Origin of the sequence: Lactobacillus sp. UMNPBX4 (genome assembly GCF_002554115.1) — a bacterium.
In the GTDB taxonomy this organism is placed as follows: Bacteria; Bacillota; Bacilli; order Lactobacillales; family Lactobacillaceae; genus Lactobacillus; species Lactobacillus gallinarum.
Genome location: NZ_PCZF01000002.1, coordinates 1 through 24,625 on the forward strand (window position 1 = coordinate 1; position 24,625 = coordinate 24,625).

At 36.5% G+C, this 24,625-nt stretch carries 20 protein-coding genes and 1 pseudogene; 13 read left to right on the top strand and 8 right to left on the bottom strand.

Annotation, left to right across the window (positions count from 1 at the left end; translation table 11 throughout):
* Positions 1-58: 58 nt before the first annotated feature.
* The 5 genes from CP355_RS10340 to CP355_RS00575 all read right to left on the bottom strand — a co-directional run bounded on the left by CP355_RS10340 (position 59) and on the right by CP355_RS00575 (position 3,546).
* A complete protein-coding gene (locus CP355_RS10340) occupies positions 59-802 on the bottom strand; it encodes an LPXTG cell wall anchor domain-containing protein (protein ID WP_098043663.1) in 744 nt (247 codons plus the stop codon).
* Positions 799-1,260, bottom strand: coding sequence for a hypothetical protein (locus CP355_RS00555; protein ID WP_087176198.1), 462 nt, complete (start codon positions 1,258-1,260; stop codon positions 799-801). The genes CP355_RS10340 and CP355_RS00555 overlap by 4 nt, the downstream gene beginning before the upstream one ends.
* A 539-nt stretch (positions 1,261-1,799) precedes the next feature.
* Entirely contained in the window at positions 1,800-2,042 is a 243-nt protein-coding gene (locus CP355_RS00560; protein ID WP_143468918.1) for a hypothetical protein, read from the bottom strand.
* Between the two features lie 34 nt (positions 2,043-2,076).
* Positions 2,077-2,571: a YSIRK-type signal peptide-containing protein gene (locus CP355_RS10450; RefSeq protein ID WP_233185791.1), complete on the bottom strand. Its 495-nt coding sequence runs from the start codon at positions 2,569-2,571 to the stop codon at positions 2,077-2,079.
* Between the two features lie 465 nt (positions 2,572-3,036).
* Positions 3,037-3,546, bottom strand: coding sequence for an aminoacyl-tRNA deacylase (locus tag CP355_RS00575; RefSeq protein WP_098043665.1), 510 nt, complete (start codon positions 3,544-3,546; stop codon positions 3,037-3,039).
* A gap of 60 nt (positions 3,547-3,606) precedes the next feature.
* On the opposite strand from CP355_RS00575, the gene prmA reads away from it, so the two are divergent.
* The 6 genes from prmA (at position 3,607) to aspS (ending at position 11,100) form a co-directional block, all read left to right on the top strand.
* On the top strand, positions 3,607-4,554 hold the full coding sequence (prmA, locus tag CP355_RS00580; protein WP_087176195.1) for a 50S ribosomal protein L11 methyltransferase: 948 nt from the start codon (positions 3,607-3,609) through the stop codon (positions 4,552-4,554).
* 55 nt (positions 4,555-4,609) lie between these two features.
* Complete coding sequence (locus CP355_RS00585; RefSeq protein WP_025005813.1) at positions 4,610-4,972, top strand: hypothetical protein; 363 nt, start codon at positions 4,610-4,612, stop codon at positions 4,970-4,972.
* Between the two features lie 14 nt (positions 4,973-4,986).
* The gene (locus tag CP355_RS00590) at positions 4,987-7,227 is read left to right on the top strand and encodes a bifunctional (p)ppGpp synthetase/guanosine-3',5'-bis(diphosphate) 3'-pyrophosphohydrolase (protein WP_087176194.1); all 2,241 of its coding nucleotides are present in this window, start codon (positions 4,987-4,989) and stop codon (positions 7,225-7,227) included.
* Positions 7,227-7,664, top strand: coding sequence for a D-aminoacyl-tRNA deacylase (gene dtd, locus CP355_RS00595; RefSeq protein ID WP_098043666.1), 438 nt, complete (start codon positions 7,227-7,229; stop codon positions 7,662-7,664). Before CP355_RS00590 ends, dtd begins: the two co-directional genes overlap by 1 nt.
* Positions 7,665-7,954: 290 nt before the next feature.
* Positions 7,955-9,241 (top strand): histidine--tRNA ligase, encoded by a 1,287-nt coding sequence (gene hisS / locus CP355_RS00600; protein ID WP_087176192.1) that lies wholly within the window; start codon positions 7,955-7,957, stop codon positions 9,239-9,241.
* A gap of 5 nt (positions 9,242-9,246) precedes the next feature.
* Complete coding sequence (gene aspS, locus CP355_RS00605) at positions 9,247-11,100, top strand: aspartate--tRNA ligase (protein WP_087235584.1); 1,854 nt, start codon at positions 9,247-9,249, stop codon at positions 11,098-11,100.
* 55 nt (positions 11,101-11,155) lie between these two features.
* Here aspS and CP355_RS00610 read toward each other — a convergent pair whose 3' ends face one another.
* Complete coding sequence (locus CP355_RS00610) at positions 11,156-12,340, bottom strand: aminotransferase class I/II-fold pyridoxal phosphate-dependent enzyme (RefSeq protein ID WP_025005817.1); 1,185 nt, start codon at positions 12,338-12,340, stop codon at positions 11,156-11,158.
* Positions 12,341-12,786: 446 nt separating this feature from the next.
* Between CP355_RS00610 and coaBC the strand changes: the two genes are divergently transcribed.
* From coaBC to CP355_RS00635, 4 genes and pseudogenes are all read left to right on the top strand, one after another.
* The gene (gene coaBC, locus CP355_RS00620) at positions 12,787-13,983 is read left to right on the top strand and encodes a bifunctional phosphopantothenoylcysteine decarboxylase/phosphopantothenate--cysteine ligase CoaBC (protein ID WP_056945428.1); all 1,197 of its coding nucleotides are present in this window, start codon (positions 12,787-12,789) and stop codon (positions 13,981-13,983) included.
* 477 nt (positions 13,984-14,460) lie between these two features.
* Positions 14,461-15,295: pseudogene (locus CP355_RS00625) on the top strand (aldo/keto reductase).
* Positions 15,296-15,339: 44 nt separating this feature from the next.
* Positions 15,340-16,152 (top strand): sugar-phosphatase, encoded by an 813-nt coding sequence (yidA, locus tag CP355_RS00630; RefSeq protein WP_098043667.1) that lies wholly within the window; start codon positions 15,340-15,342, stop codon positions 16,150-16,152.
* A gap of 68 nt (positions 16,153-16,220) precedes the next feature.
* The gene (locus CP355_RS00635; protein ID WP_098043668.1) at positions 16,221-17,186 is read left to right on the top strand and encodes an NAD(P)-dependent oxidoreductase; all 966 of its coding nucleotides are present in this window, start codon (positions 16,221-16,223) and stop codon (positions 17,184-17,186) included.
* A gap of 62 nt (positions 17,187-17,248) precedes the next feature.
* Here the strand turns inward: CP355_RS00635 and CP355_RS00640 are convergent, their stop codons facing one another.
* Both CP355_RS00640 and CP355_RS00645 read right to left on the bottom strand, forming a co-directional pair.
* Positions 17,249-18,634, bottom strand: a complete 1,386-nt coding sequence (locus CP355_RS00640; RefSeq protein WP_056945430.1) for an APC family permease — start codon at positions 18,632-18,634, stop codon at positions 17,249-17,251.
* A gap of 100 nt (positions 18,635-18,734) precedes the next feature.
* A complete protein-coding gene (locus tag CP355_RS00645; RefSeq protein ID WP_098043669.1) occupies positions 18,735-19,346 on the bottom strand; it encodes a DedA family protein in 612 nt (203 codons plus the stop codon).
* Between the two features lie 145 nt (positions 19,347-19,491).
* Between CP355_RS00645 and uvrC the strand changes: the two genes are divergently transcribed.
* From uvrC to CP355_RS00660, 3 genes are all read left to right on the top strand, one after another.
* Positions 19,492-21,294, top strand: coding sequence for an excinuclease ABC subunit UvrC (uvrC, locus tag CP355_RS00650; RefSeq protein ID WP_025005821.1), 1,803 nt, complete (start codon positions 19,492-19,494; stop codon positions 21,292-21,294).
* Positions 21,295-21,372: 78 nt separating this feature from the next.
* Entirely contained in the window at positions 21,373-22,677 is a 1,305-nt protein-coding gene (gene obgE / locus CP355_RS00655) for a GTPase ObgE (protein WP_025005822.1), read from the top strand.
* A 14-nt stretch (positions 22,678-22,691) separates the two neighbouring features.
* Complete coding sequence (locus tag CP355_RS00660) at positions 22,692-24,620, top strand: acyltransferase family protein (protein WP_025005823.1); 1,929 nt, start codon at positions 22,692-22,694, stop codon at positions 24,618-24,620.
* The last annotated feature ends 5 nt before the right edge of the window (positions 24,621-24,625 follow it).

Consider the following 24,625-nt stretch of genomic DNA (forward strand, 5'->3'; position numbering starts at 1 on the left):
AACCGTACGTCCGGTGCAATGAGAGGGGCGAGAATTAAACTCCCTCTACTCTATTTATTTAATCCTTGCGCTTTTTAATAGCAAGTCCCATTAAACCAGCTACAGCTGCTAAGCTTAATCCAATTACGCCTAAGTTAGACTTCTTTTCACCAGTTTCTGGAAGAGTGTTGGTGGAAGCAGAGTTATGGTCTGCTTTTGAAGAGGTCAAACTTTGGTTAGTAGGGATATTCTGACCCTTTGGTCCAATATTGTGGTTGTAGTCTTCGCCCTTTGGAACGTAGTTAAAGCTGTAGTCTCTCTTCTTGTTGTGGTCTAAATTTTCACCATTTGGATTATGGTTAGAACTCCATGAGTGATTCTTCTTTGGAGTACGTTTCTTGTGTTTAGGCGTTTTAGTTGGAGTAGGAGTTACAGGCTTATCTAGTTCTGGAGTTGGCTTAGGAGTTGGTTTAGGTTCGGGCTTCTTAGGTTGTGACTTGGGCTCTGGTTTAGGTTCTGGTCCTGGAGTAGGGATAACTACAGCATATGGAACTTGAATACCAATTACGCCATTTTCTGGTAAGTTGGTGATTTCATCATTAGTAAATGGAATTACTTTGATTTTACCATTTTCGCCTTTGACAATTAGAGCTTGTTCACTTTCATGCTTACCAGTGTTATCAGTAATGATAAATTTACCATTAGGATCAATGGTATAACCATCATCTAATTCTTGGTAAAGATCTTTAAATGGAATTGCTTTGAATGAAAGACCATTGTTATTAGTGCTAGTCTTCTTAGCATCAAGTGACCAATTAGTCAATCCTTTTTGGCACCGGTAACCAGATCAACATCTTGGATTCGAACAAAGTAAAGATCATAGTCTTTAGGTTGGAAACGATCTGGAACAGGTTGACCTTGCTTTGGACCATTTTCGTAGTAGTAAGATACGCGTTCTTTGACTGACTTATATTGGTGATCAGTGCGAACTGCATGGTAAAGGTAAACGTAATAATTCTGATCGTTTGGATTCTCTGTGTTGTCAAAGGACAAATCTTTGCTATTCCATGCATTCACACCGTTGTTACCTTTAAAGTTTTTCTCGCTGAGGTTAAAAGTGAACTTATTGCCTAATGATTTTACATGATTAGATTGTTGCCCCTCAGTAGCCTCTTTATCAAATTGATACCCTAATCCTTTTAAGTATCCGATAACTGATTGAGTTCGATTTGTAACAGTTGTATTAGGGATGCCGTTTTGATAATTTTGAGGATCAGCCAATTTAGAAGCATCGACTTTATTATTAGAATTATGGGTGATTTCAGCATTAGTGTCTTCATCAATATAATGAACAGTGATGTTTTCATGAAGAGTATAAGGTATCCAAACGTTGATTTGAGCAGAACCTTGATTATTGTTTTTAGCAACTAAACTGCTTAAGAAATCAGAAGATGGGGTAATTGCTGAAATACCATTAGAATCAGCAGTAACTTTAAATCCATCCTCAGTACCAATAATATGTACTACACCATTCTTGTTCAGGTAATAGTTATCAGAAATTTGATTCTTAATAATACCGTTATCATATGAGATAGCAGGGAAGGATTGATTGTCTTGGACTGACCAATCTGACCATTTAGTAGAAGTGCCGTTAGGATCCTCAACTAAATCAATGGTTCTTGTTCTGGTATATGAAACTGAAGCTGTGTAGTTAGGGGATGCTGTTTCAGCATTTGCTGGAACTACCGCATTAGGATCACTGATGCCTGTAAAGTTTTGAGCTTTAGGACCAATTTCGTAGTAGCCTTTGATTACTTCATTTACAGTAGCAGTTTGTGCTTGTTTTTCTGTTTTTCTGTAACTATTTCTTTAGGCATAACAGATGCAGTTATGTCAAACTTGCCATGATCATAATTATTTTTTGCAGTTAATTCGAAAAGACCTTTTCCTTTATTTGATATTTCAAATTTAGATGATGAATCATCAGCAAGCGGTGTTTGATCATAGTTAAAGTTTTGAACTGATCCAAATTGTACGGAATATTTATCCCCCTTTTTTAACATCTTGAAATTCAGGACTAGTAACTTCAACTTTGACCTAACCTTGACCACCGATGACAGAGTGCTTTTGTTGGTCTTCAGTTGAAGTATCATAAATAGTCTCTACCTTAGTAGAATTATCTAAATTCCTTTGAGTTTTATTTTCTGCTAATAATTTAGGATCAGTTAATGAAGGCTGTTTTTTAATCTTTAAAGTAGCAGTTGCTTCATCATTTTTACTTGCAGCAGTTTGTTCATTAGCTGCAGTAGAATTATTTTCTTCCTTTACTTGTTGAGACTGACTAGGTTGATCAACTTTTTCTACATGTTCATCTTGATTTGGAGTTGATTGAGATTGACTATCAACTTCTTCAGTTTTTGCCTCTGAAGTTTGAGTATTATTTTCAACATCAGCATGAACAAGTTGACCATTACTTAAGAAAAAGGTAGTGCCGAGAGCAACAGCAGCTAAACCAACAGATAATTTTCTAAAACTAAATTTTTGCTTACCGTTAAGTTTAGCGTTGAAGCTTAAATCATTTTTATGTTTCATTCCTTAAACTCCTTGTATTTTAGAAATTTGAAAGATTAGATATTAAAAGTTATATAACGTTTATTATCAGCTTTAACACTTTTAACTTAGCACAAAAAATAACAATGATACTCAATAATTGTAATTCTTTTGTAAAACTAATAATCTGTAAAAAGCGAGTCGACTAACCATAAGAAAATAATATTAGAAAAATTACTTTAATTTAATAACAGAGGGCAAATAAAAAGAGCAACATCAAGCTGCTCTTTTTATATCAGTAATATGTTATCAATTTTATTTTTGGTTAATTCGAAATCGCCACTGCTGTAACAACAAATGCAGCAAGCATAGCAACTGTAAAACCAACAATTCCTAATAATATATTCAATTCAGTCATCTTCTTCTATATCTGTCATGTTTCTATATGTGGTACATGAATAGTTTAACATAAAAAGAAGATGATGACTCAATTATTTGAAAACGCTTTTATTCTTTTAAATCGACAAAAGGTGCATGACAGAATCTTGCCAAGTCTTCAGGATTTAAGAAAACGCTTCTACCTAATTCACCACTTGAAACGGCAATTTCTTCGTTGCCTTTCATAGAATCATCTAGATAAATAGGTAGTTTTTCTTTGAAGTAAATGCCAATTGGCGTATTAGCTCCATGAACATAGCCAGTAGTTTTAGCTAATTTCTTCAAAGGAAGCATTTCACACTTTTTGTTGCCAGAAACTTTGGCTAATTTTTTCATGCTTAAGTGCTCTGTAATTGGAACAACACCAACTAATGGACCAGTTTTATTTCCTTCACAGACTAACGTTTTGTAGACTAAATGCTCTTTGTCTTCTAGAATAGAAGTGTCCATCTGTGCAACGCCACCTTTATCTTTGGTGACTGCAAATAAAGCTTGACGATATTTGATCTTATTTTGATCTAAGATCTTTTCAACTAAAGTTTTTTCAAGTTTGTTTTTTTTATTCTTTTTCTTTGACATATTTATCACCTTTATCATGATAGCATTGTACAAAGAAAATCCCAAAAGGAGATTACTATAATGAAATTATTAATTATTAAAATCGATACTAGTCAAGAAGTAGAAGATGCTTTAAGCATTTATGCTATGGATAATTTGAATGCCTTAGGTGTTGAATCTAGAAACCGCAGCGATTTTGAACAAGCTGGCTGGCTACATGATTCAACTGTTGTTGATATGGACGATATCAAGGATTTGCCTAAAGATACTTATTTCTACGCATACTTTGATGAAGAAGCAGATAAAGATGAATTGGCTAAAAAGTTCCAAGAAAAGATGCAAGAACTTAAGGGCTATGGTCTTAATATTGGGGATGCCAAAATTACTACCTCTTATATTGAAGACCAAGATTGGAACACGGCTTGGCAAAAGTACTACCATGTGATCAACTTCTCTCGTCACTTGGCTATTGTTCCTAAATGGGAAGACTATAAGCCTGCCTTTAAGGATCAACAATTAATTAAGCTTGATCCAGGTTTGGCCTTTGGTACCGGTAATCACAAGACTACTCAATTAGCAATGATGGGGCTTGAACGCGCAATCGTTAAGAAGCCAATTAGCGTAGTTGATGTAGGTACTGGTTCAGGTATCTTGGCAATCGCTGCTTCAAAACTTGGTGCAACAGACATTTTAGCTACTGATATTTCTGATGAATCAATGACCGCCACAGAACAAAACTCAGCTTTAAATGATATTAAAAATATTCGTGTTCAAAAAACTAGCTTATTAGCAGATGTAAATGGAAAATTTGATATTATCGTGGCTAATATTTTAGCTGAAATTTTACTTGAACTTATTCCGCAAATGGATGCTCACTTAAATGAAGGTGGACAGGTTATCTTCTCAGGAATTGATTACTTACAATTGCCTAAGATTGAAAAAGCATTAGATGAAAATGGTTTTAAGATTGATCTTACCATGAAGCAAGGTCGTTGGGTTGGACTTGCTATCACTAGAAAAGAAAAATAATCGTGGTAAAATATTATCAATTAAATTAAACTTTGATGAGAGGCACGAATTTTTAATGAGAAAAATAGGGGATAAAATTAAGAACATTCCGATAATCAAAAAATTAAACACCTATCAATGGATGCCGCTTATCTGGTGGAGTATTTTAGTGGCAATCTTGCCTTACATTTCAAGTCTTCTTCACGTGTCAATTGTTTGGCGTGAGGGAATATTATTTATGATAATTAATAGTTTGATCGCTTATCATGTTGGTAATTTAATCTTGAAATTAAAGCTTAAAAAATGGTGGCTTTTATTGTTGCCGATCATTTTTTGCTTAGCAATTCTGCCTAAATTTGCTTTATATAATTTAATGTTTGGCTTGATTTATCTAATAATTGAAGCCTTTGGCTTAATGAATAAAAATATTTACCGTTAGAAGGGATGACCAGAATGTCTAAATACATTGAAATGACGCATGATCAAGTGATTGATACTTGTAAAAAGTATATGAATGATGATCAGGTTGCTTTTGTAGAGAAGGCATATGAATTTGCAAATAAAGCACATGCTGGCCAAAAACGGGCATCCGGACAACCTTATATTATTCACCCAACGCAAGTTGCAGGAACTTTGGCTACGCTTGGCCTAGATCCGGATACAATTGCTGCAGGTTTTTTGCATGATACTGTTGAGGATACACCGGTTACCAATGATGAATTAAAGGAAAAATTTGGCGAAGACGTTGCTTTTATTGTCGATGGTGTAACCAAATTAAACAAATATGAGTACAAGTCTCACCAAGAATTTTTAGCAGAAAATCACCGTAAAATGTTAATTGCGATGGCTAAAGATTTGAGAGTAATCATGGTTAAGTTGGCCGATCGTTTGCATAATATGCATACTTTGCAACATTTGCGTCCTGATAAGCAACGCCGGATCGCCTCAGAAACAATGGATATCTATGCACCACTAGCTGATAGATTAGGTATTGGTACTATCAAGTGGGAATTGGAAGATATGAGTTTCCACTACTTAAATCCTGAGGCTTACTACCGCATCGTTAACTTAATGGATGTTAAAAGAAGTCAAAGAGAAAAGTATATCGCTGATACCATTAAGACTCTGAGAAAGACCTTGGATGAATTAGGCATTAAGTATGAAATCTATGGTCGTCCTAAGCATATTTACTCCATTTATAAAAAGATGGTTAATAAGCATAAGGATTTTGATGAAATCTACGATTTGCTTGCTGTCCGAGTAATTGTGAAAAATGTCCGTGATTGTTATGCTGTTTTAGGTGCTGTGCATACAGAATGGAAGCCAATGCCTGGGCGTTTTAAAGATTATATTGCTATGCCAAAGGTTAACGGCTATCAATCCTTGCATACAACTATCATTGGACCTGGCGGTCGTCCACTAGAAATTCAGATTAGAACTGAACAAATGCATGAGGTTGCTGAATACGGTGTTGCCGCACACTGGGCATACAAACGTGGTAACTTCACTGGTGTGCAAGAAAGCTCTTCTGGTGAAAAGCTAGACATGGTTCGTGAAATTCTTGAATTGAAGGATGAAACTAAAGATGCCGGCGAATTCATGAAGTCAGTTAAGAGTGATATCTTCTCTGACCGTGTTTACGTCTTCACACCAAAGGGTGAAGTTTACGAATTGCCAAAGGGTTCTGTAACTTTGGACTTCGCATACGCAATTCACACCCAAGTAGGTAGCCATGCGGTTGGTGCCAAAGTAAATAACAAGTTGGTTCCACTTGACTACAAGTTGAGAAACGGTGACGTCATTGAAATTATGACGCAAACTAATGCCACTCCTTCACGTGACTGGGCCGATATGGTTAAGACCTCAAGAGCACGTAACAAGATCCGTCGTTACTTCAGAGGCCAAGACCGTGAAGAAAGCACCACTCACGGTGAACAAATGGTAGCTAATATGATTCGTGAAGAAGGACTTGCTCCTAAAGACTTCATGGATAAAGAGCACGTTGAAAAATTGTTGGATCACTTTAACTACCATACTGAGGAAGAATTGTATGCTGCAGTTGGTTTTGGTGATTTATCAGCTCAAGCCGTAGTTAACCGGTTAACGGTTGACTTGCGTCGTGAAGATGAGAAGCAAAAGCAAAAAGAATTAGAAGAAAAGATCCTTAATTCTGGTCAGCAGTCTATTCAAGATGAGCAACCAAAGAAAAACTCTAGTTCTACAATGAAGGTCAAGCATAAGAATGGCGTCATGATTCAAGGCGTTAGTGATTTGATGCTTCATTTAGCTAAATGTTGTAACCCTGTTCCTGGTGACAAGATCATCGGTTATGTTACTAAAGGCCGCGGAGTGACTATCCATAGAACCGATTGTAGAAATATTACTAAGGAAGCAGAAGAGCAAGGCCGTTTAATTGATGTTGAATGGGAGAATGTTGAAGAAAACAGCGTTCAATCATTTAATGCGAATATCGAAGTCTTTGGCTACAATCGTTCTAACTTGCTCAGTGATGTAATTAATAAGTTGAATTCACTTACTAAGAATATTAATAATATTTCAGGTAAGGTTAATGAAGACAACATTACTCATATGTATGTGACAGTTGCAGTTAAGAATTCACAGCAGCTTGATGAGATTTTAAGCAAGTTGCGTGATATTCCAGATGTTTATGAAACTAAGAGGTCAGATAATTAATGCGAGTTGTAATTCAGAGAGTTAACCATGCTCAAGTAAATATCGACGGTAAAACCGTTGGTAAAATTGGCAAGGGTTTTATGTTATTAGTCGGCATCAAAAATGGGGATGAACTTCCAGTTGTGAAAAAAGCAGCTGATAAGATTGCCAAGATGCGTATTTTTGAAGATGAAAATGGTAAGACTAATTTATCTTTGAAAGATGTTGGCGGTGAAATTTTGAGTGTTAGTCAATTTACGCTAATGGCTAACACTAAGAAGGGTAACCGTCCTAGCTTTGTCGATGCTATGCGTCCACCTAAGTCTAAGGAATTGTGGGAAGATTTCAATAAAGAACTTGAGCAAGATGGCTTCCATGTTGAGACCGGTGAGTTTGGTGCTGACATGCAAGTTAGCTTAGAAAACGATGGTCCATTCACAATTGTGTTAGATCTTTAGAGAAAATCGCTTTCAAAGGTTGACTTTAATACAATAAAAATATAAGCTAAAAAAGAATTATCGATGACAAAGAATGAAGATTAGCAAAGATCTATTTAAAGAGACTGCTCATTGTGGTGAGAGAGCAGATAGATTGCGGTCTGTGACACCTTTAACAGATAATGGATCGTCTGGCGAGCGTTAATCGCAGCAACCAAAAAGGTGGTACCGTGCTAATTTGAGCGCCCTTGATTTAGTTCAAGGGCGCTTTTTTTATTATTAAAGTTATCAAAATAAAAAAGGATGATTAAATGAGAGTACAAAAACCAAAAGGTACAGTCGATATTTTGCCTGAACAATCCGGTTCATGGCAAAAGGTCGAAGAAACTGCAAGAAATTTCTTCAACCGCGCCAACTACCGTGAAATTCGTACGCCAAGTTTTGAAAATTACGAAATTTTCTCACGTTCAAGCGGCGATAGTTCTGAAATCGTAGAAAAGCAAATGTATGACTTCAACGATAAAGGTGGTCGTCATATTGCTCTTCGTCCAGAAGGAACTGCCGGCGTAGTTCGTGCCTACGTTGAAGACAAGATGTACGCACCAGAAGTAGTAAAGCCATTTAACGTATTTTACATGGAATCTACTTTTAGATATGAACGTCCTCAAGCAGGTCGTCAACGTGAATTCCACCAAATCGGTGTAGAAAGTTTTGGTTCAAGCAATCCACTTTCTGATGTTCAAACCATTATGATGGGTCACGATTTGCTTGCAGAATTGGGCGTTAAGAACTACCAACTTCACATCAACACTTTGGGAAATGAGCAAGTTCGTAAAGATTATCACGATGCATTAGTAAATTACTTCACTCCAGTTAAGGACGAATTATCAGAAGATTCTCAAAGAAGATTACGTGATAATCCTCTTCGTATCTTGGATTCTAAGGATGATCGTGATAAGAAGTTCTTACCAGATGCACCTAAGATTCGTGATTTCTTGGATGATAATTCTAAGGCTAACTTTGAATCAATCTTGAAGATGCTTGATCAATTAGGTATTGATTATGTGATTGATGATGATTTGGTTCGTGGTCTTGATTATTACACCGGCGTTATTTTCGAGTTCATGGTTGAAGATAAGAGTCTTTGGGAATCAGCAACTACCATTTTGGGTGGTGGTCGTTACGATCATTTGGTTGAAGAATTCAATGGTCCACAAACTCCAGCTGTAGGTTTTGGTATTGGTGAAGAAAGATTAATGCTTGTTCTTGAAAAGCAAAATCCAGCTTTGTTTGAAAATAAAGGCATTGATTTCTTCATTACTAATATCGGTGATGGCACTGCTCAAAAGGCTATCGAAATTGCTAGAAGCTTGCGTAAGCAAGGCTTTGAAGCTGATTTTGATGTTAACCAGAAGAAGCTTAAGGGCCAATTCAAGAAGGCTGACCGTGAAGGTGCCAAGTATGTAATCACTTTAGGTGAAAAAGAACTTGAAAATGGCATCTTGAATGTTAAGCGTTTAGCTGACGGTAAGACCATTGATCTTAGCCTTGAAGATATTAATGATATGAATAAAGTAATGAAAGAATTAAAGGACTAGTAATAATGGAAAAAATCGAAAAAAGAACAGATTATTGTGGCAATATTACTGAAAAATATATTGGTGAAAATGTAAACCTTTATGGTTGGGTACAACGTGTACGTAACCTTGGTAACTTGGTATTTATCGATTTACGTGACCGTGCAGGTATCGTACAAATTGTTGTTAACAAGGACTCTGGTAAGAAGTTAATGGACATTGCAGACTCACTTGGTAATGAATACGTACTTCAAGTTAAGGGTAAGGTAGTTAAGCGTTCAGAAGTAAATCCTGACATGAAGACTGGTCAAGTTGAAGTTGACGCAACTGATATTATTGTTTTGAACAAGGCTAAGAACCCTCCATTTGAAATTAAGAATGGCGTTGAAATTTCAGAACAAACTAGATTGAAGTATCGTTACCTTGACCTTCGTCGTCCAGAAGTTCAACAAGCTATTATCTTACGTTCAAAGATTTTGCGTGCTACTCACGAATTCTTTGATGAAAATGGCTTTATCGATATTGAAACTCCAATTTTAGGTAAGTCATCTCCAGAAGGTGCGCGTGACTACTTAGTTCCATCAAGAATTTACCCAGGTAGCTTCTACGCACTTCCACAATCACCACAATTGTTCAAGCAATTGCTCATGGGTGCTGGCTTTGACAAGTACTACCAATTGGCTCGTTGTTTCCGTGACGAAGACCTTCGTGGTGACCGTCAACCAGAATTTACTCAAATCGATATGGAAATGTCATTTGCAGACGAAGAAACTATTCAAGGCTACACTGAAGGTCTTTTGAAGAAGATTATGAAGGACGTTAAGGGCATCGACCTTAAGACTCCAATTAAGCGTATTTCATGGACCGATTCAATGAACAAGTACGGTTGTGATAAGCCTGATACTCGTTACGGTATGCTTATTCATGACTTGAGCCCAATCTTTAAGGACAGCGACTTCAAAGTCTTCTCAGGTGCAATCGCTGATGGCGGTTTTGTTAAGGGTATCGCTGTTAAGAATGGTGCTAAGGAATACTCACGTAAGAAAATCGACCAAAAGGCAGAATTCATCAAGCGTTTCCATGCAAAGGGCTTAGCTTGGGTTAAGTTTGAAGGTGGCGAATTCTCAGGTCCTGTTGCTCGTTTCTTAACTGACGAAAACAAGGAAGCTTTGAAGAAAGAATTCGATCTTGAAGGCGGAGAATTAGTTGTATTCATCGCTGATAAGTGGAAGGTCTGCTGTGACAGTTTGAACCACCTTCGTCGTGAATTTGCTAAGGAAACTGGCATTATTCCAAAGGGCGTTTACGACTTTGTTTGGGTTGTTGACTGGCCATTATTCGAATACGATGAAGGTCTTGGTCGTTGGGTAGCAGCTCACCACCCATTCACTATGCCAGACGACAAGGGTGTAGAACTTTTGACTACTGAACCACACAAGGCACATGCTCGTAGTTACGATATCGTAATGAACGGTGACGAAATGGGTGGTGGATCAATCCGTATCCACAAGCGTTCAATCCAAGAAAACATGTTCAAGGCATTAGGCTTTACTGAAAAGCGTGCTTATGAACAATTCGGTTACTTGCTTGACGCCTTAGACATGGGCTTCCCACCTCACGCAGGTTTGGCAATCGGTCTTGACAGATTCGCTATGATGCTTGCTGATAAGGACAACATCCGTGACGTATTGGCATTCCCTAAGAATGCTAGTGCTTCAGAACCTATGATGCACGCTCCAGCTCCAGTTGCAGATCAACAATTGAATGACTTGGGTATTGAAGTTGAAGCTAAGTATGAAGATAGTGTCAAGGCAGCTGAAAAGCGTCTTGAAGATTTAGCCGCTGAAGATGCTAAAGAAAACTCAACTTGGAATAAGTAGAATAAAAGACAAATAAAAAAGAGCGATCGTTGGATCGCTCTTTTTTAGTATGGATTTATAAGTTATTAACAAAGTCAGTAATTCGACGAAGACTTTCTTGTAATTGCTCAGTTGATGAAGCGTAGGAAAGTCGAACGTATCCCTCGCCACCTTTACCAAAGTAACGGCCAGGGGTAACACCAACTTTTGCTTTTTGAGCTAATTCATATGCAAAGGTTTCATCATCAGTACCATATTTTTCAGGAATCTTGGCAAAGATGTAAAAGGCACCTTGTGGAGTGGCCATTTCAAAGCCTAACTTCTCCAAACCAGTTTGCATAAATTGCAAGCGACTTTCATAAATCTTGCGTGATTGAATTGGATTATCTTGGCCATTATTTAAAGCTTCTACAGCAGCCATTTGAACATTGTCTGTTACTGAGGTTACTAAAAAGGCATTGATTTTGCGAATGCTTTGCATGATTTGCTTTGGACCAGCAATATAACCTAAACGCCAACCAGTCATTGCATATGCCTTAGATAAACCTGAAATAAGGATGTTGTGCTCAGGAATATATTCTGAAAGTGAATGGTGTTCGGCATTGCCGTAAACTAATTCAGCGTAGATTTCATCAGTGACAGAGAAGATCTTATATTCTTTAATAACTTCAGCTAAAGCCTTCAATGTCTCTGCTGGGTAAACACGGCCGGTTGGATTAGATGGATCAGTTAAGATGATTGCTTTTGCGCCTTTACCACGACCCTCTAAAACATGACGCAAATGTTCAGGGGTTAAAATAAAGCCATCTTTCTTAGTATCAATCTGAACAGGGATTGCACCAGTCATCTTAATTAATTGGAAATATAATGCCCATACAGGAGTAGGTACTAAAATCTTATCACCAGGATTTAACAAGGTCATAAATACATCGTTTAAAGCACCAGTAGCTCCGACAGTAACGCAAATTTCGCTTTTTGGATCATAATGAACACCGATTGAACGGTCAAGATAGTTGCTGATGGCGTCAAGAAGTTCCGGCTTTCCGGCTTGAGGAGCATAGTGCGAATCATCAGCTTGAATATCAGCGATGGCCGCTTGCTTAACATGTTCAGGTGTAGCAAGGTCAGGCTCACCGATAGTTAATTTGATAATACTAGGGATACCTGAAACCTTTTGATCAAATGCCCGAATTTTTGAAGCAGATAAATTATTAAGTCTTTTGTTAATAATTGAATTTAAATCATTAGATAAATTTGGCATATATGAAGTTCCTTTCTGTATTACTTAAATTTTATAGGACCAATTTATATATGACAACCTTTTTATATGCAAATTAAAAAAGAAATGAACCTAGTCATTTCTTTGAATGCTCCAAAATTTGGTTTGGATTAATATAGATCGTTTTTTTGGTAGATAAATCTTTTAATCTTAATGGTGAATAAGGAATCATTTTGCTAATTTGAGGCTTTTTAAGAAAAATCGGTTCGTCAACTACTTTAATTGTTTTAACCTTGGGATATGAAGTTGCTTGTTTATTAAAACTACAGGATGAAAGGGTAATCAATAATAGACAAGAAACTATTATCTTTGCTATGAATCTCACTTTTTTATTTTATCCTCCAAAATCTAACCCCTATAAATTATTCTACTATTTTCTGGAATGAGATAAAATGAAAACGAATGATTTTAGAAGAGGAACAAAAGAAATGACACGAATAACAGTTTATTTAACAGGCGGAATTGCGGCTTATAAAGCTGTTCAAGTCGTTCGTAATTTAGAAAAACAAGGGCATGATGTTTGGGTAGTGATGACCAAAAATGCAGAGCATTTTGTAACGACTAATACTTTGGCAGCTTTAACAAAATATCCGGTTTTAGATGATTTATGGGAAAAAGAAAATGAGGCTAGCATCCCTCATGTGCACTTAGCGCGTTGGAGTCAATTAGCTTTGGTTGTCCCTGCAACAGCAAACTTTATCAGTAAAATGGCTAATGGAATTGCAGATGATGCAGCTAGTACAACTATTTTGGCAACAAAAGCACCTAAATTAGTTGTGCCTGCTATGAATGATCAAATGTGGAATAATCCTGCAACCAAGCGCAATGTATCACTTTTAAAAAGAGATGGCGTTCATGTAATGGAACCAGCCACAGGGATGCTTGCTGAAGGTTATGTTGCTAAAGGCAGAATGCCTGAACCTGAAGAAATTACAGCTTGGGTAGAGAATATCTTGAATCAAAATAAGATCCTGAAAAATAAAACAGTCATAGTAACAGCTGGTGGAACACAAGAGGCAATCGATCCAGTTCGTTTTATTGGCAATCGTTCAAGTGGAAAAATGGGGATTGCTATAGCCCAAGAAGCAGCAGATGCTGGTGCACAAGTAAAGTTGATTTATGGCAATGTTTCAGTTGAACTACCTAAGGCAGGCAATATTGAATTGATTCATGCAGCAAGTAGTGAAGAGATGTTAACTGCAGTGAAGAGAGAATTTGAGCAGGGGGATGCTTTGGTTATGGCTGCAGCGGTAGCAGATTGGCGAATGGCAAAGGTGGCCGACCATAAATTAAAGAAAGATCCTGAGCAAAATACTTTATCTTTAACTCTAGTAAAAACTAAGGATATTTTGCGTGAAGTCGCGCGTCATAAAAAGGCAAATCAAGTAGTAGTTGGCTTTGCAGCGGAAACGAATGATTTACTTAAAAACGCACAAAAGAAATTAATGAGTAAGGGTGCAGATATGATTGTAGCCAATGATGTTTCGAAGAATGTTTTTGGTAATGATCAAGACCAAGTCGTTATTTTAGAGCAAAACAATACAAGGATAGATAAATGGCCATTGATGTCTAAGCAGGCAATTGCGAAGGGTTTAATAAAAAAGATCGCCGATAAGCTCAAATAATATTCATATACACATTATTTTGAAGGATAATGTAACACCTTTGTAAAATAACGCATGAAATTATGTGCAAGTGCTTTAGATGCCTTACTTTTTAGCTGGTAAAAATAACATCTCAAAAATAACATCTTAATTTACTAGATTGTTTAAATATTTAAAAATAGTATTATAGGTTGTGGGAATTAAGAGACTGAAGAGAAAGAGTTGATGAAACGTAAATCAGCTCTTTCTTTTTTTATAACTATATTTGTATATTATATATACTTTAGCTAAGCAAATAATAAAGCTATAATAGTTGCTTTATATCAATGCTTAAGCTGAAGAAAAAGATGTTGAAACCCATACGAAAAAATAAATATATGTATAGGATTTGATTATACTTTGATGTATGCTAAATATAGCATGGAAGTAAAAAGCTATTCATGGATTGATTTTTGAAAAGTAGAGACATCTAAAACAAAGGTATAGAGGTGTGAAAGTGTGAAATTTGGAAAGACTTTGACGCTTAATAACGGAGTAGAAATTCCTCAAATTCAATTGGGAACTTGGTTAATCAATAATGATGATGTTAGAAAAACAGTACGCCAGGCAATTGATGTTGGCTACCGTGCCTTTGATACTGCCAAGGACTACGGCAATGAAAGGGGAGTCGGTAAAGGTATTTGGAACTCCGATATTGAACGTAGTGATATATTTTTAACAACTAAGTTGCCAACTGCGGTTAAAGACTATGAAGGTACTAAGGAAGCGATAGACGAAGCCTTAGACCGTTTTAGCTTGGAGTATATTGATTTATTGCTTATTCATTCACCGCAAAACCTTGGATTGAAGTAAATCGAACCAACGACCGCCATTTTGAAGGAAATCTAGAAAATTGGCGTGCAATGGAGGAAGCTGTAAAAGCAGGTAAGGTTAGATCAATTGGCGTATCTAATTTTTTGCAAGAAGACGTGGCAAATATTGTCAATAATGGCACGATAAAGCCTGTAGTTAATCAAATTGAGGTCCATATTAATAAGGTACCAATGGATTTGATGAAATATTGCAATGATTTGGATATTAAAATTGAAGCTTATTTACCATTAGCACATGGACGATTACTTAAAGATCCGAAAATAAATATGCGAAGAAATATAATGTAAGTCCGGCTCAATTAATGTTAGCCTTTGATTTACAACTTGGATGCATTGTATTGCCAAAGAGCGATAATGTTGCGGAAATGAAAGAAAATTTGAATATCAATTTTCAAATTAGTGATGAGGATATGAAAAAATTGGTCAAGCTCAAGGAGAATGACCAAAATGTAGCTGTTTAATAAGTATCGCGATAAACGATACTTATTTATTTTAAGAAAGAAAAATGAACGAAATAAAATTAATAGCAATCGATATTGATGGGACCTTAGTTAATTCTAAAAAAGAAATAACGCCAGCAGTTAAAAAAGCCGTTTTGGCTGCTAGAGATGAAGGTAAACAAATAGTTATTTGTACAGGTCGTCCTCTATCTGGTGCACAGTGGTATTTAGATGAACTAGGCTTAAATAAGCAAGATAATGAGTATGTGGTCAGTTTTAATGGGGCAGTAGTTGAATCAACCAATGGTCAGGTTATTTTCAAACAAGGCTTGAAATATGATGATTATATTGATCTTGAAGCAATTGCACGTAAATTGAACTTGCATTTTCACAGCGTAAGCCTAGATCGAATTTACACAGCTAATCGAGATTTAGGACATTATACAATTTATAATTCGCGTGTAGTTAAATTAGAAGTGTCTTATCGAACTCAAGAAGAGATGCGCCACATTCCACTTATTAAATGTATGTATATTGATGATCCAGATTACTTAGATAGTAAAATTACGAGTCCATTATTTCAAAAGATGAAGGATCGGGTAGTTTTTTCTAAAACTGAGCCATTTTATTATGAAGCGACTGCAGCCGGAGTTGATAAGGGGGCTGGACTAAGAAGACTGTGCGATTATTTGAAAATCGCTCCCAAAAATGTTATGGCTTTAGGTGATCAGGCAAATGATGCACCCATGCTAGAATATGCTGGTGTCGGAGTGGCAATGGGCAATGCAGTTGATTATACTAAAGAGCATGCCGATGCCGTAACCGCTGATTGTGATCATGATGGCGTAGCTCTTGCAATTAATAAATTTGCAAAATAGATGTTAATTTAAACAAATTAGTAGTATCTTGACTTAAGAAAAGAATACTTAAATAGAAGTTAATAAAGATGAGTAAAGCAAAAATTTTAGTTTTAGGTGGCTTAAGAGACGACGCCTTGACAGACTTAAAAGAAGTATGTGATATAACTATTGGACCTGTAGGTCATCGTCCAGATGATGATCGCCAATGGGTTTTAGATCATATCGCCGAATATGATGGTGTAATTGTTGCTAAGATGATTTTTGATAAGCAAATGATCGACGCAGCCAAAAATTTAAAAATAATTTCAACATATGGTGTTGGCTTTGATCATGTAGATACGGAATATGCAAAGGAAAACGAAATTGTAGTTTCAAATTGTCCTGAAAGTGTTCTGCGTCCAACTGCTGAATTAGCTCTAACAATGATTTTAGCTTCTGCACGTCGAATTCGTTACTATGATCATACTTTACGTGAAGGCGTATTTTTAAATGCTGATGAATATGATAATCAAGGCTATTCAATCGAAGGCAAAACCTTGGGAATTTTAGGCATGGGTAGAATCGGTCAGCAAGTTGCTCGTTTTGCTAAGGCATTGGGGATGAAGGTTATCTATCATAATCGTCATCAACTTGATGAAAAAATTGAAGCAGAACTTGATGCTAAGTATGTTGACTTTGATGAATTAATTAAGAATGCTGATTTCTTAAGTTTACATGCTCCTGCAACCGATGAAACTTACCACATTATTAATGCCGATGTGTTTAAACAAATGAAGGACACTGCATTTTTAATCAATGTAGCTCGCGGTTCTTTAGTTGATAGTGACGCTTTGATTTCTGCTTTAAAGAATGATGAAATTGCTGGTGCAGCATTAGATGTCTTTGAAAAAGAGCCACATCCTAGACAAGAATTAGTGGAGATGGACAATGTAATTATGACTCCACATGTTGGTTCAGCTACTCATGTTGCTAGATTTAATTTATCTAAAGAAGCAGCCAATAATGTTTTATCCTTCTTTAAGGATGGCAAAGCCATCAATCAAATTAATTAAAGACAATATAAAAAACAGCAATTTTGAAATTGCTGTTTTTATTTTACATAATTTTGGGTATGTTAGTCGTGATCGAGTTGGCTGTGATGGTAGCCGTAGACAAAGTAAATAACAGTTCCAATTACTAGCCAAATGACAGCCATTAGATATACTTCAGAACTTAAATGACAAATCATAAAGATACAGATTAAACTAGAAATAATAGGTAAGTATGGATAACCTGGAACTTTGAAGCCATCGTTGGTAATATCTGTTCTTTTTCTTAGTTTTAAAATACCGAAAGATACTAACGTAAAGGCAAAAAGAGTACCGAAGTTAACCAAGTTAGCTAATTGATCTACTGAGAAGAATGCTGCACCAAGAGCAATAATAATAGTTACTACTACTAATGCGTTTTGAGGAGAATTGTGTTTTTTGTCTAACTTGCTGAAAGTAGTTGGAAGCAGGCCATCTCTAGCCATGGCATAAATTAAACGAGAACTTGAATAAATCATAGTCAACATCATAGTAGCCATTCCGAGCATTGCCCCAAATGACAGCAATTCTGCCACCCAATTTTGGTGAACGTATTGTAAAGCAAAAGCAACAGGGTTAGAAACGTTTAATTTGGTATAGTTAACCATTCCTGTTAAGACAATTGATACGCCAAAGTATAGCAGAGCCGCAATTGCTAAAGTACCAATAATTCCTAGTGGCATGTTTTTCTTAGGATTTTTAACTTCGGCAGCGGAAGAAGAAACTACATCGAATCCAAGAAAGGCAAAGAAAACCGTGGTTGCTCCCTTGATTACGCCTGAAAAATGATATGGCAAAAATGGATGATAATTTGCTGGTTTAATAAAGTGTAAGCCGGCAAAGATGAAAATTAAGATAATAGCAATTTTGATAAATACTGCTACGATATTGATCTTAATTGAATTTTTCATTCCTCGAGAAAGCAAAATACTGATCAAGAGAATGATTAAAACGGACACTAGGTCAAAATAAACACCATGACTTAGATCCATTGGCCCTGAAACGGCATGGGGAATTTTGAGGCCGAATGGACTAATAAAAGAGCTGAAATAAGAGGACCAACCAGCGGCTACTGTAGCTACAGAGAGCATGTATTCAAGAATTAAAGCCCAACCGATAATCCAGCCGGCAAATTCACCGTACACAATATTCCCGTATGAATAGGCACTACCAGCAACTGGAATAGCTGAAGCAAATTCGGCGTAACACATCCCTGCAAGCGCACAAACTATAGCAGCTACTACGAATGATAAACTTACACCTGGCCCGGCTAGGGTAGCTGCTACTGTTCCTGGTAAGATGAAAATCCCAGTACCAATTACAGCACCTACCCCGAGGGACATTAAGTCTACTGCATTCATTGTCTTGGCAAATTTAATATCTTTACCTAGATAATTTTGAATGCTTTGTTTTCTGAAAATATTAAATCTCATTACATCATCCCTTAAAATAAAGTTAGATTAATTTTACATTATATTTTTAATTTTTTGAAGAATAAAAAGCCCTATTTTGCAATAAATAGGACTTTTTGTGTTAATTCTTAATTTTTTGTTTGTACCACTTGAATGAAAAGCAGATCGTTGTGACCACACTTAAGCCGGCAATGATTAAAGAGTATTCTTCAAAGATAGTAACAATAACTTGCCATTTTTCTCCCATGTATGAACCTAAAGCTACTAAAATTGTATTCCAGACTAAGCTTCCTAAGGTAGTGTAAATTAAGAACTTAGACATTTTTACTTTTGCGGTTCCTGCTGGAATAGAGATTAAGCTTCGTACGACAGGGATGCAGCGTCCGTAGAAAATAGCGCCTGTGCCATACTTATCAAACCAATTAATGGCCTTTTGTACATCTCCTCTTTTAAAGCCAAGCATTTTGAACGCTTTGTGATCTAGGATGCGTTCTAAACGCTCTTCATTTAGGAACCAACCAACACCGTATAAAATTAAGGCTCCAAGTACTGCACCAATAGTAGAGGCAATAATTGTTCCCACAACTGTCATTTGTGAGTGGTGTGTAGCAAAGCCAGCGAAAGAAAGAATTACTTCGGAAGGAATTGGCGGAAAAACGTTTTCGATAGCAATTAGAAAACTGATGGCCATGTAGCCAAATTGGTTGATTAAGTCAAAAACAAAATTAGTCATCATGTATCCTCTATATTTCTATAACAATGTACATTTAATTTAGCAAATTTTGATATAAATAGCTATGGCTTGTGAGCAAAGTTAATATCTTCTTAAAAAAGCTGTGGTACACTATTACATACGAATTTTTGTTAGGATGAGAATAATGGCAACACAATTAATTGAAAATAAATTAAAACTTTTACCAGAGAAACCGGGCTGTTATTTGATGAAAGATATTAATGGTACGGTTATTTATGTTGGCAAATCTAAAAATCTAAAAAATAGAGTACGTTCTTATTTTAAAAGCAAACAAGTAGGACGAAGGGCAGAACTTGTTCGTGAAATTAGAGATTATGACATCATTACTGTTTCTACAGACAAAGAAGCCTTTTTATTAGAAATTACTTTAATCAAGAAATACCAACCATATTACAATGTGCAATTAAAGCAAGGGACAGGCTATCCGTATATTGAAATTACACGGGAACATGATCCTCAGACACGTTTAACAAGTATTGTACGTAAAGATGGTGGCTACTATTTTGGGCCTTATCCCAATGTCTATGCTGCACAGGCTACCTTGAAGTTTATTCAAAAAGTTTTTCCATTAAGACGCTGTCATGGTTATCAAGGACGCCCATGTCTTTATTATCATATGGGGCAATGCTTAGGTGCTTGCTTTAAAAAGGTTCCTCAAAAGGAGTACGATGAGCAGATTAAAAAGATCAAACGTTTTTTGAATGGAGATATCGGTGCAGTTAAGCAAGATTTAACTCAAAAAATGGAGCAGGCTTCTGAACAGCTTGAATTTGAAAGAGCTGCGGAGATACGTGATCAGTTAAAATATATTGAAGAAACTGTTGAAAAGCAGAAAATTATTTCTAATGATAATACTCAACGTGATATTTTTAACTATTATGTTGATAAATCATGGATTTCTATTCAGATTTTCTTCTTGCGTCAGGCCAAATTATTGCGGCGTGAGACGCGCATGTTTCCATTGACTGACACCACTGATCCAGAAGACGCCTTTACTTCTTTTATTGTGCAATTTTATGGTCAAAAAAACCGTGTTCTTCCTAAAGAAGTATTGATTCCAGCAGGATTTGATAATGCTACTTTAGCAGAGGTTTTAACAGTACCGGTTAGAACTCCTCAGCGTGGTCAAAAGAAGTCCTTGCTTGATATGGCTAAAGACAATGCTAAGTTGAAGTTAGACGATAAGTTTAGATTATTAGAACTAGGCAACCGTAAGACCAAAGGTGCCCAAAAAGAAATCTTCGATGCACTAGGCTTGCCATATGGCCACATTATTGAAAGTTTTGACCACTCGCACATTCAAGGAGCAGATCCAGTTTCTGCTTTAGTAGTATTCAAAGATGGAGAACCTGATAAAACGGCTTACCGTAAATATAAGTTAAAAGGCGAAGTTGAACATCAAAACGGAGGCGATGAAGTTCGCAATACCCGTGAAGTTGTTCGCCGTCGATATGGTCGTTTATTGCGCGAACATAAGAAGATGCCAGATTTGATTTTGATGGACGGTGGTCAAATTCAGGTTGATGCTTGTGAGGATGTTTTGCGTAATGAGCTTAATTTAAATATTCCGGTAGCGGGTATGGTAAAGGATGACAAACACCGGACTAACCATTTGCTGTTTGGTGATCCGATTAACGGCGTGCCATTAAAACTAATACCGTTGAATCCAAAATCTGAAGGCTTTTATTTAATGACTCGAATTCAGGATGAAGTTCACCGTTTTGCCATCACTTTTCACCGTAGAAGACATGCTAAAAATGCTTTATCTAGCCGGTTAGATTCAATTAAGGGAATTGGACCCAAGAGCCGGAATAAGTTATTGCGCAAGTTTGGTTCCTTGAAGAAAATTAAAGAAGCATCAGTGGATGATTTGCGTGCAGCAGGGTTGACATTACCCCAAGCACAAACTGTAAAATTAATGTTGTAAAACCCAGAATTCGCGCTGTTGAGCGTATTTGTGTGGTATAGTATAAAAGTTAGATTGAGACGGAAGGAAGAGATAAACATGCCTACATTTGTTGATCAGACTAAAATTGAAGTCCAAGCCGGAAAAGGCGGCGATGGCATGGTGGCTTTCCGCCATGAAAAATATGTTCCAAATGGCGGACCAGCAGGCGGTGATGGCGGCCGCGGCGGCAGCATTATTTTTGTTGCAGATAGTGGTTTGCGTACTTTAATGGATTTCCGTTACCGACGCAAGTTTAAAGCCGATAGTGGTGAAAATGGTCGAATAAAATCCCAATATGGTCGTGCAGCTAAGGACCTCTACTTGAAGGTGCCTGTGGGGACAACCGTTTATGATTTTAATACTGGTGAATTAATTGGCGACCTAGTTGAAAAGGGCCAAGAGTTAGTAGTAGCAAAAGGCGGCCGCGGTGGCCGTGGTAATATTCACTTTGCTACGAGTGTAAATACCGCTCCTGAAATTGCAGAAAATGGTGAACCTGGTGAAGACAGAGTTTTACGTCTTGAGTTAAAGCTCTTGGCTGATGTTGGTTTAGTAGGATTCCCATCAGTGGGTAAATCTACTTTATTGTCAGTAACCACTAAGGCTAAGCCAAAGATTGCAGCCTACCAATTTACTACTTTAACTCCTAACTTGGGAATGGTAATTCTACCAGATGGTCGTGACTTTTCAATGGCCGATTTGCCAGGTTTAATTGAAGGAGCTAGCCAAGGCGTAGGACTTGGTATTCAATTTTTGCGTCACGTTGAAAGAACTAAGGTAATTTTGCACTTAGTGTCAATGGACCCTAATAATGGTCGTGAAGCAATTGAAGACTATCACACCATCAAAAACGAGCTGAAAAATTACGAAACAGATTTATCCAAAAAACGAGAACTAATTGTTGCCTCTCAAATGGATATTCCTGGTGCGGAAGAAAAGCTTGCCGCATTTAAGAAGGCGTTAAAAGAAGAGGAAAACAATGAACCTGTTTATGAAATTTCCAGTGTAACTCATAAAGGTGTCAATAAGCTTATGAATGATACTGCAACGCTTGTTGAAGAAGTAGAAAAAGAGCGTGCAGAAGAAGAGCCTAAGGTTGTACAAAAGACCAAGGAATACAAGTATCAGGCACCACAAAAGAATGAATTTACTATTGAAAAAGTTGGAGAACACGAATTTGTTGTTAAGGGCGAACAGTTAGAAAGATTAGTTCAAATGACTAACTTGGATCACCAAGACGGAATTATGCGCTTAGCAAGACGTCTTAAGAGATTAGGCGTTGATGATGCATTGCGTGAAAAGGGAGCAGTTAATGGTGACGATGTCGCCATCGGCAAATTTGTCTTTGAATTCGTGCAATAAGGGTAGAAATGAATATGAGAAGAAATCGGTTTATTACAGGATATTCTGGACTTAGAACATTAGCAGTTATAGGGGTAATACTTTATCACTTTGATCCTAATTCTTTTATCGGCGGGTATCTAGGAGTGCCGATTTTTTTCGTTTTGTCAGGCTATTTAGTGACCGATCATATGCTTAATTCATATGATCAAACTGGTTCTTATAACAATCGCCATTTTTATTTGAATAGAATTAAGAGACTTTATCCGCAATTAATTGCAGTATTATGGATAAGCGCAACATATATTTTTCTTTTTCAAAGGAATTTATTAGCTAAACTAAATCAAATTGTTTTTGCTAATTTGCTAAATGTCTTTAATTTTTGGCAAATAAATAATGGTCAAAGCTATTTTGAACGTTTTGCCAATAATGAATCGCCGTTTACGAACTTGTGGACGATGTCCATCGAAGGACAATTTTATATAATATGGCCGTTAGTCATCTTTTTGTTAGTCAAATTAGTTAAAAAGAAGAAACGAATTTTTTACTTCTTATTAGCGCTATCTTTTTTGTCAGCATTAGAAATGGCAATATTATATTTAACTAAAACTGACATTAATCGAATTTATTACGGAACAGATACTCGATTTTTCTCATTAGGATTGGGAGCCGCTTTAGCTGTTATTTGGCCAGTAGAGGTGTTAAATCCAGAAGTGCCAAAGCAAGATAGAATCATATTAGACTTAGTAGGTCTTGTTTCCTTTATTTTGCTTTTGGTAATGTATTTTGCTAAGGCGATGAATCCACAACAAGCATTTGCATATTGTGGTGGGATGCTGCTATTTTCATTGATTGTGTGCATTTTTGCTGGAGTAATTGCACATCCAAGCAGTCATTGGAATCAAATTATGACTAATAAGCTTTTTGATTGGATCGGTTCAAGAAGTTATGGCATTTATCTTTATCAATTCCCAGTAATGATTTTCTTTGAATCTAAAATTAATAACCTGGGCGATCATCCCGTCATGTATCGAATCATTGAATTGATTTTAATTTTAACTATTAGTGAAATAACATACCGTTTAATCGAGCGGCCAATGAGTAAGATTACTTGGAAGAAGACCAAACAATATTTTGCTCATGTTTTCGATATGCAAGCTAGAAATTATGTGAAGAAAGGTCAAGCCGTATTAGCCGCATTTGTGATAATATTTGGCAGCATTGCTATTGCGATTTCTCTTCATGTTAAAGCAGAAGATTTTAATAAAAGTCAGTTAGCGCAAAGAATAAATCGTAACGCTAAAAAACAAAAGTCAGATAATGCTAAATTAATTGAAAAGTTAAAAAAGCAGAAAAAGCAGAAAAAACAAAAAGAAAATGAATCAAAAATTATAAAAGAAGCGGCTGAGAAAGCAAAAAGTAATCCAGTTAATCAATCATATGTTAAATATGGTATTTCTCAACTTGATTTGGAATTAGCACAAAAAATTCAGGTAACTGCGATCGGGGATTCCGTCATGGCAGGATCAAGCAATGATCTTAAGCAGCTAATGCCTAAAGCTTTGATTGACGCCGCAGTATCTCGTCAATTAAATGTGGCCTTTGGTTTGTTAGATAGTTATAAGAGACAGGGTGTCTTAGCCGACAACGTGCTGATTGGCTTAGGTACGAATGGCCCATTTTCAATGGATGATTTAAATAGGATTATGCAAGAAGTTGGACCTAAACGAAAAGTATTTTGGATCAATGTTCATGTACCAACTCGTGATTGGCAAAGACCAGTAAATGATTTGCTAAAGCAAGGTGCAAAACGATATCATAATCTTATAGTCATTGACTGGTATTCATATTCAAAGAATCATCCTAAATGGTTTTATGATGACCATACTCATCCGAATATTAAGGGTTCTAAATATTACAGTACCTTTATCACTAAGACAATTATTAAGCATTCAAAGTTTTAAGTTTA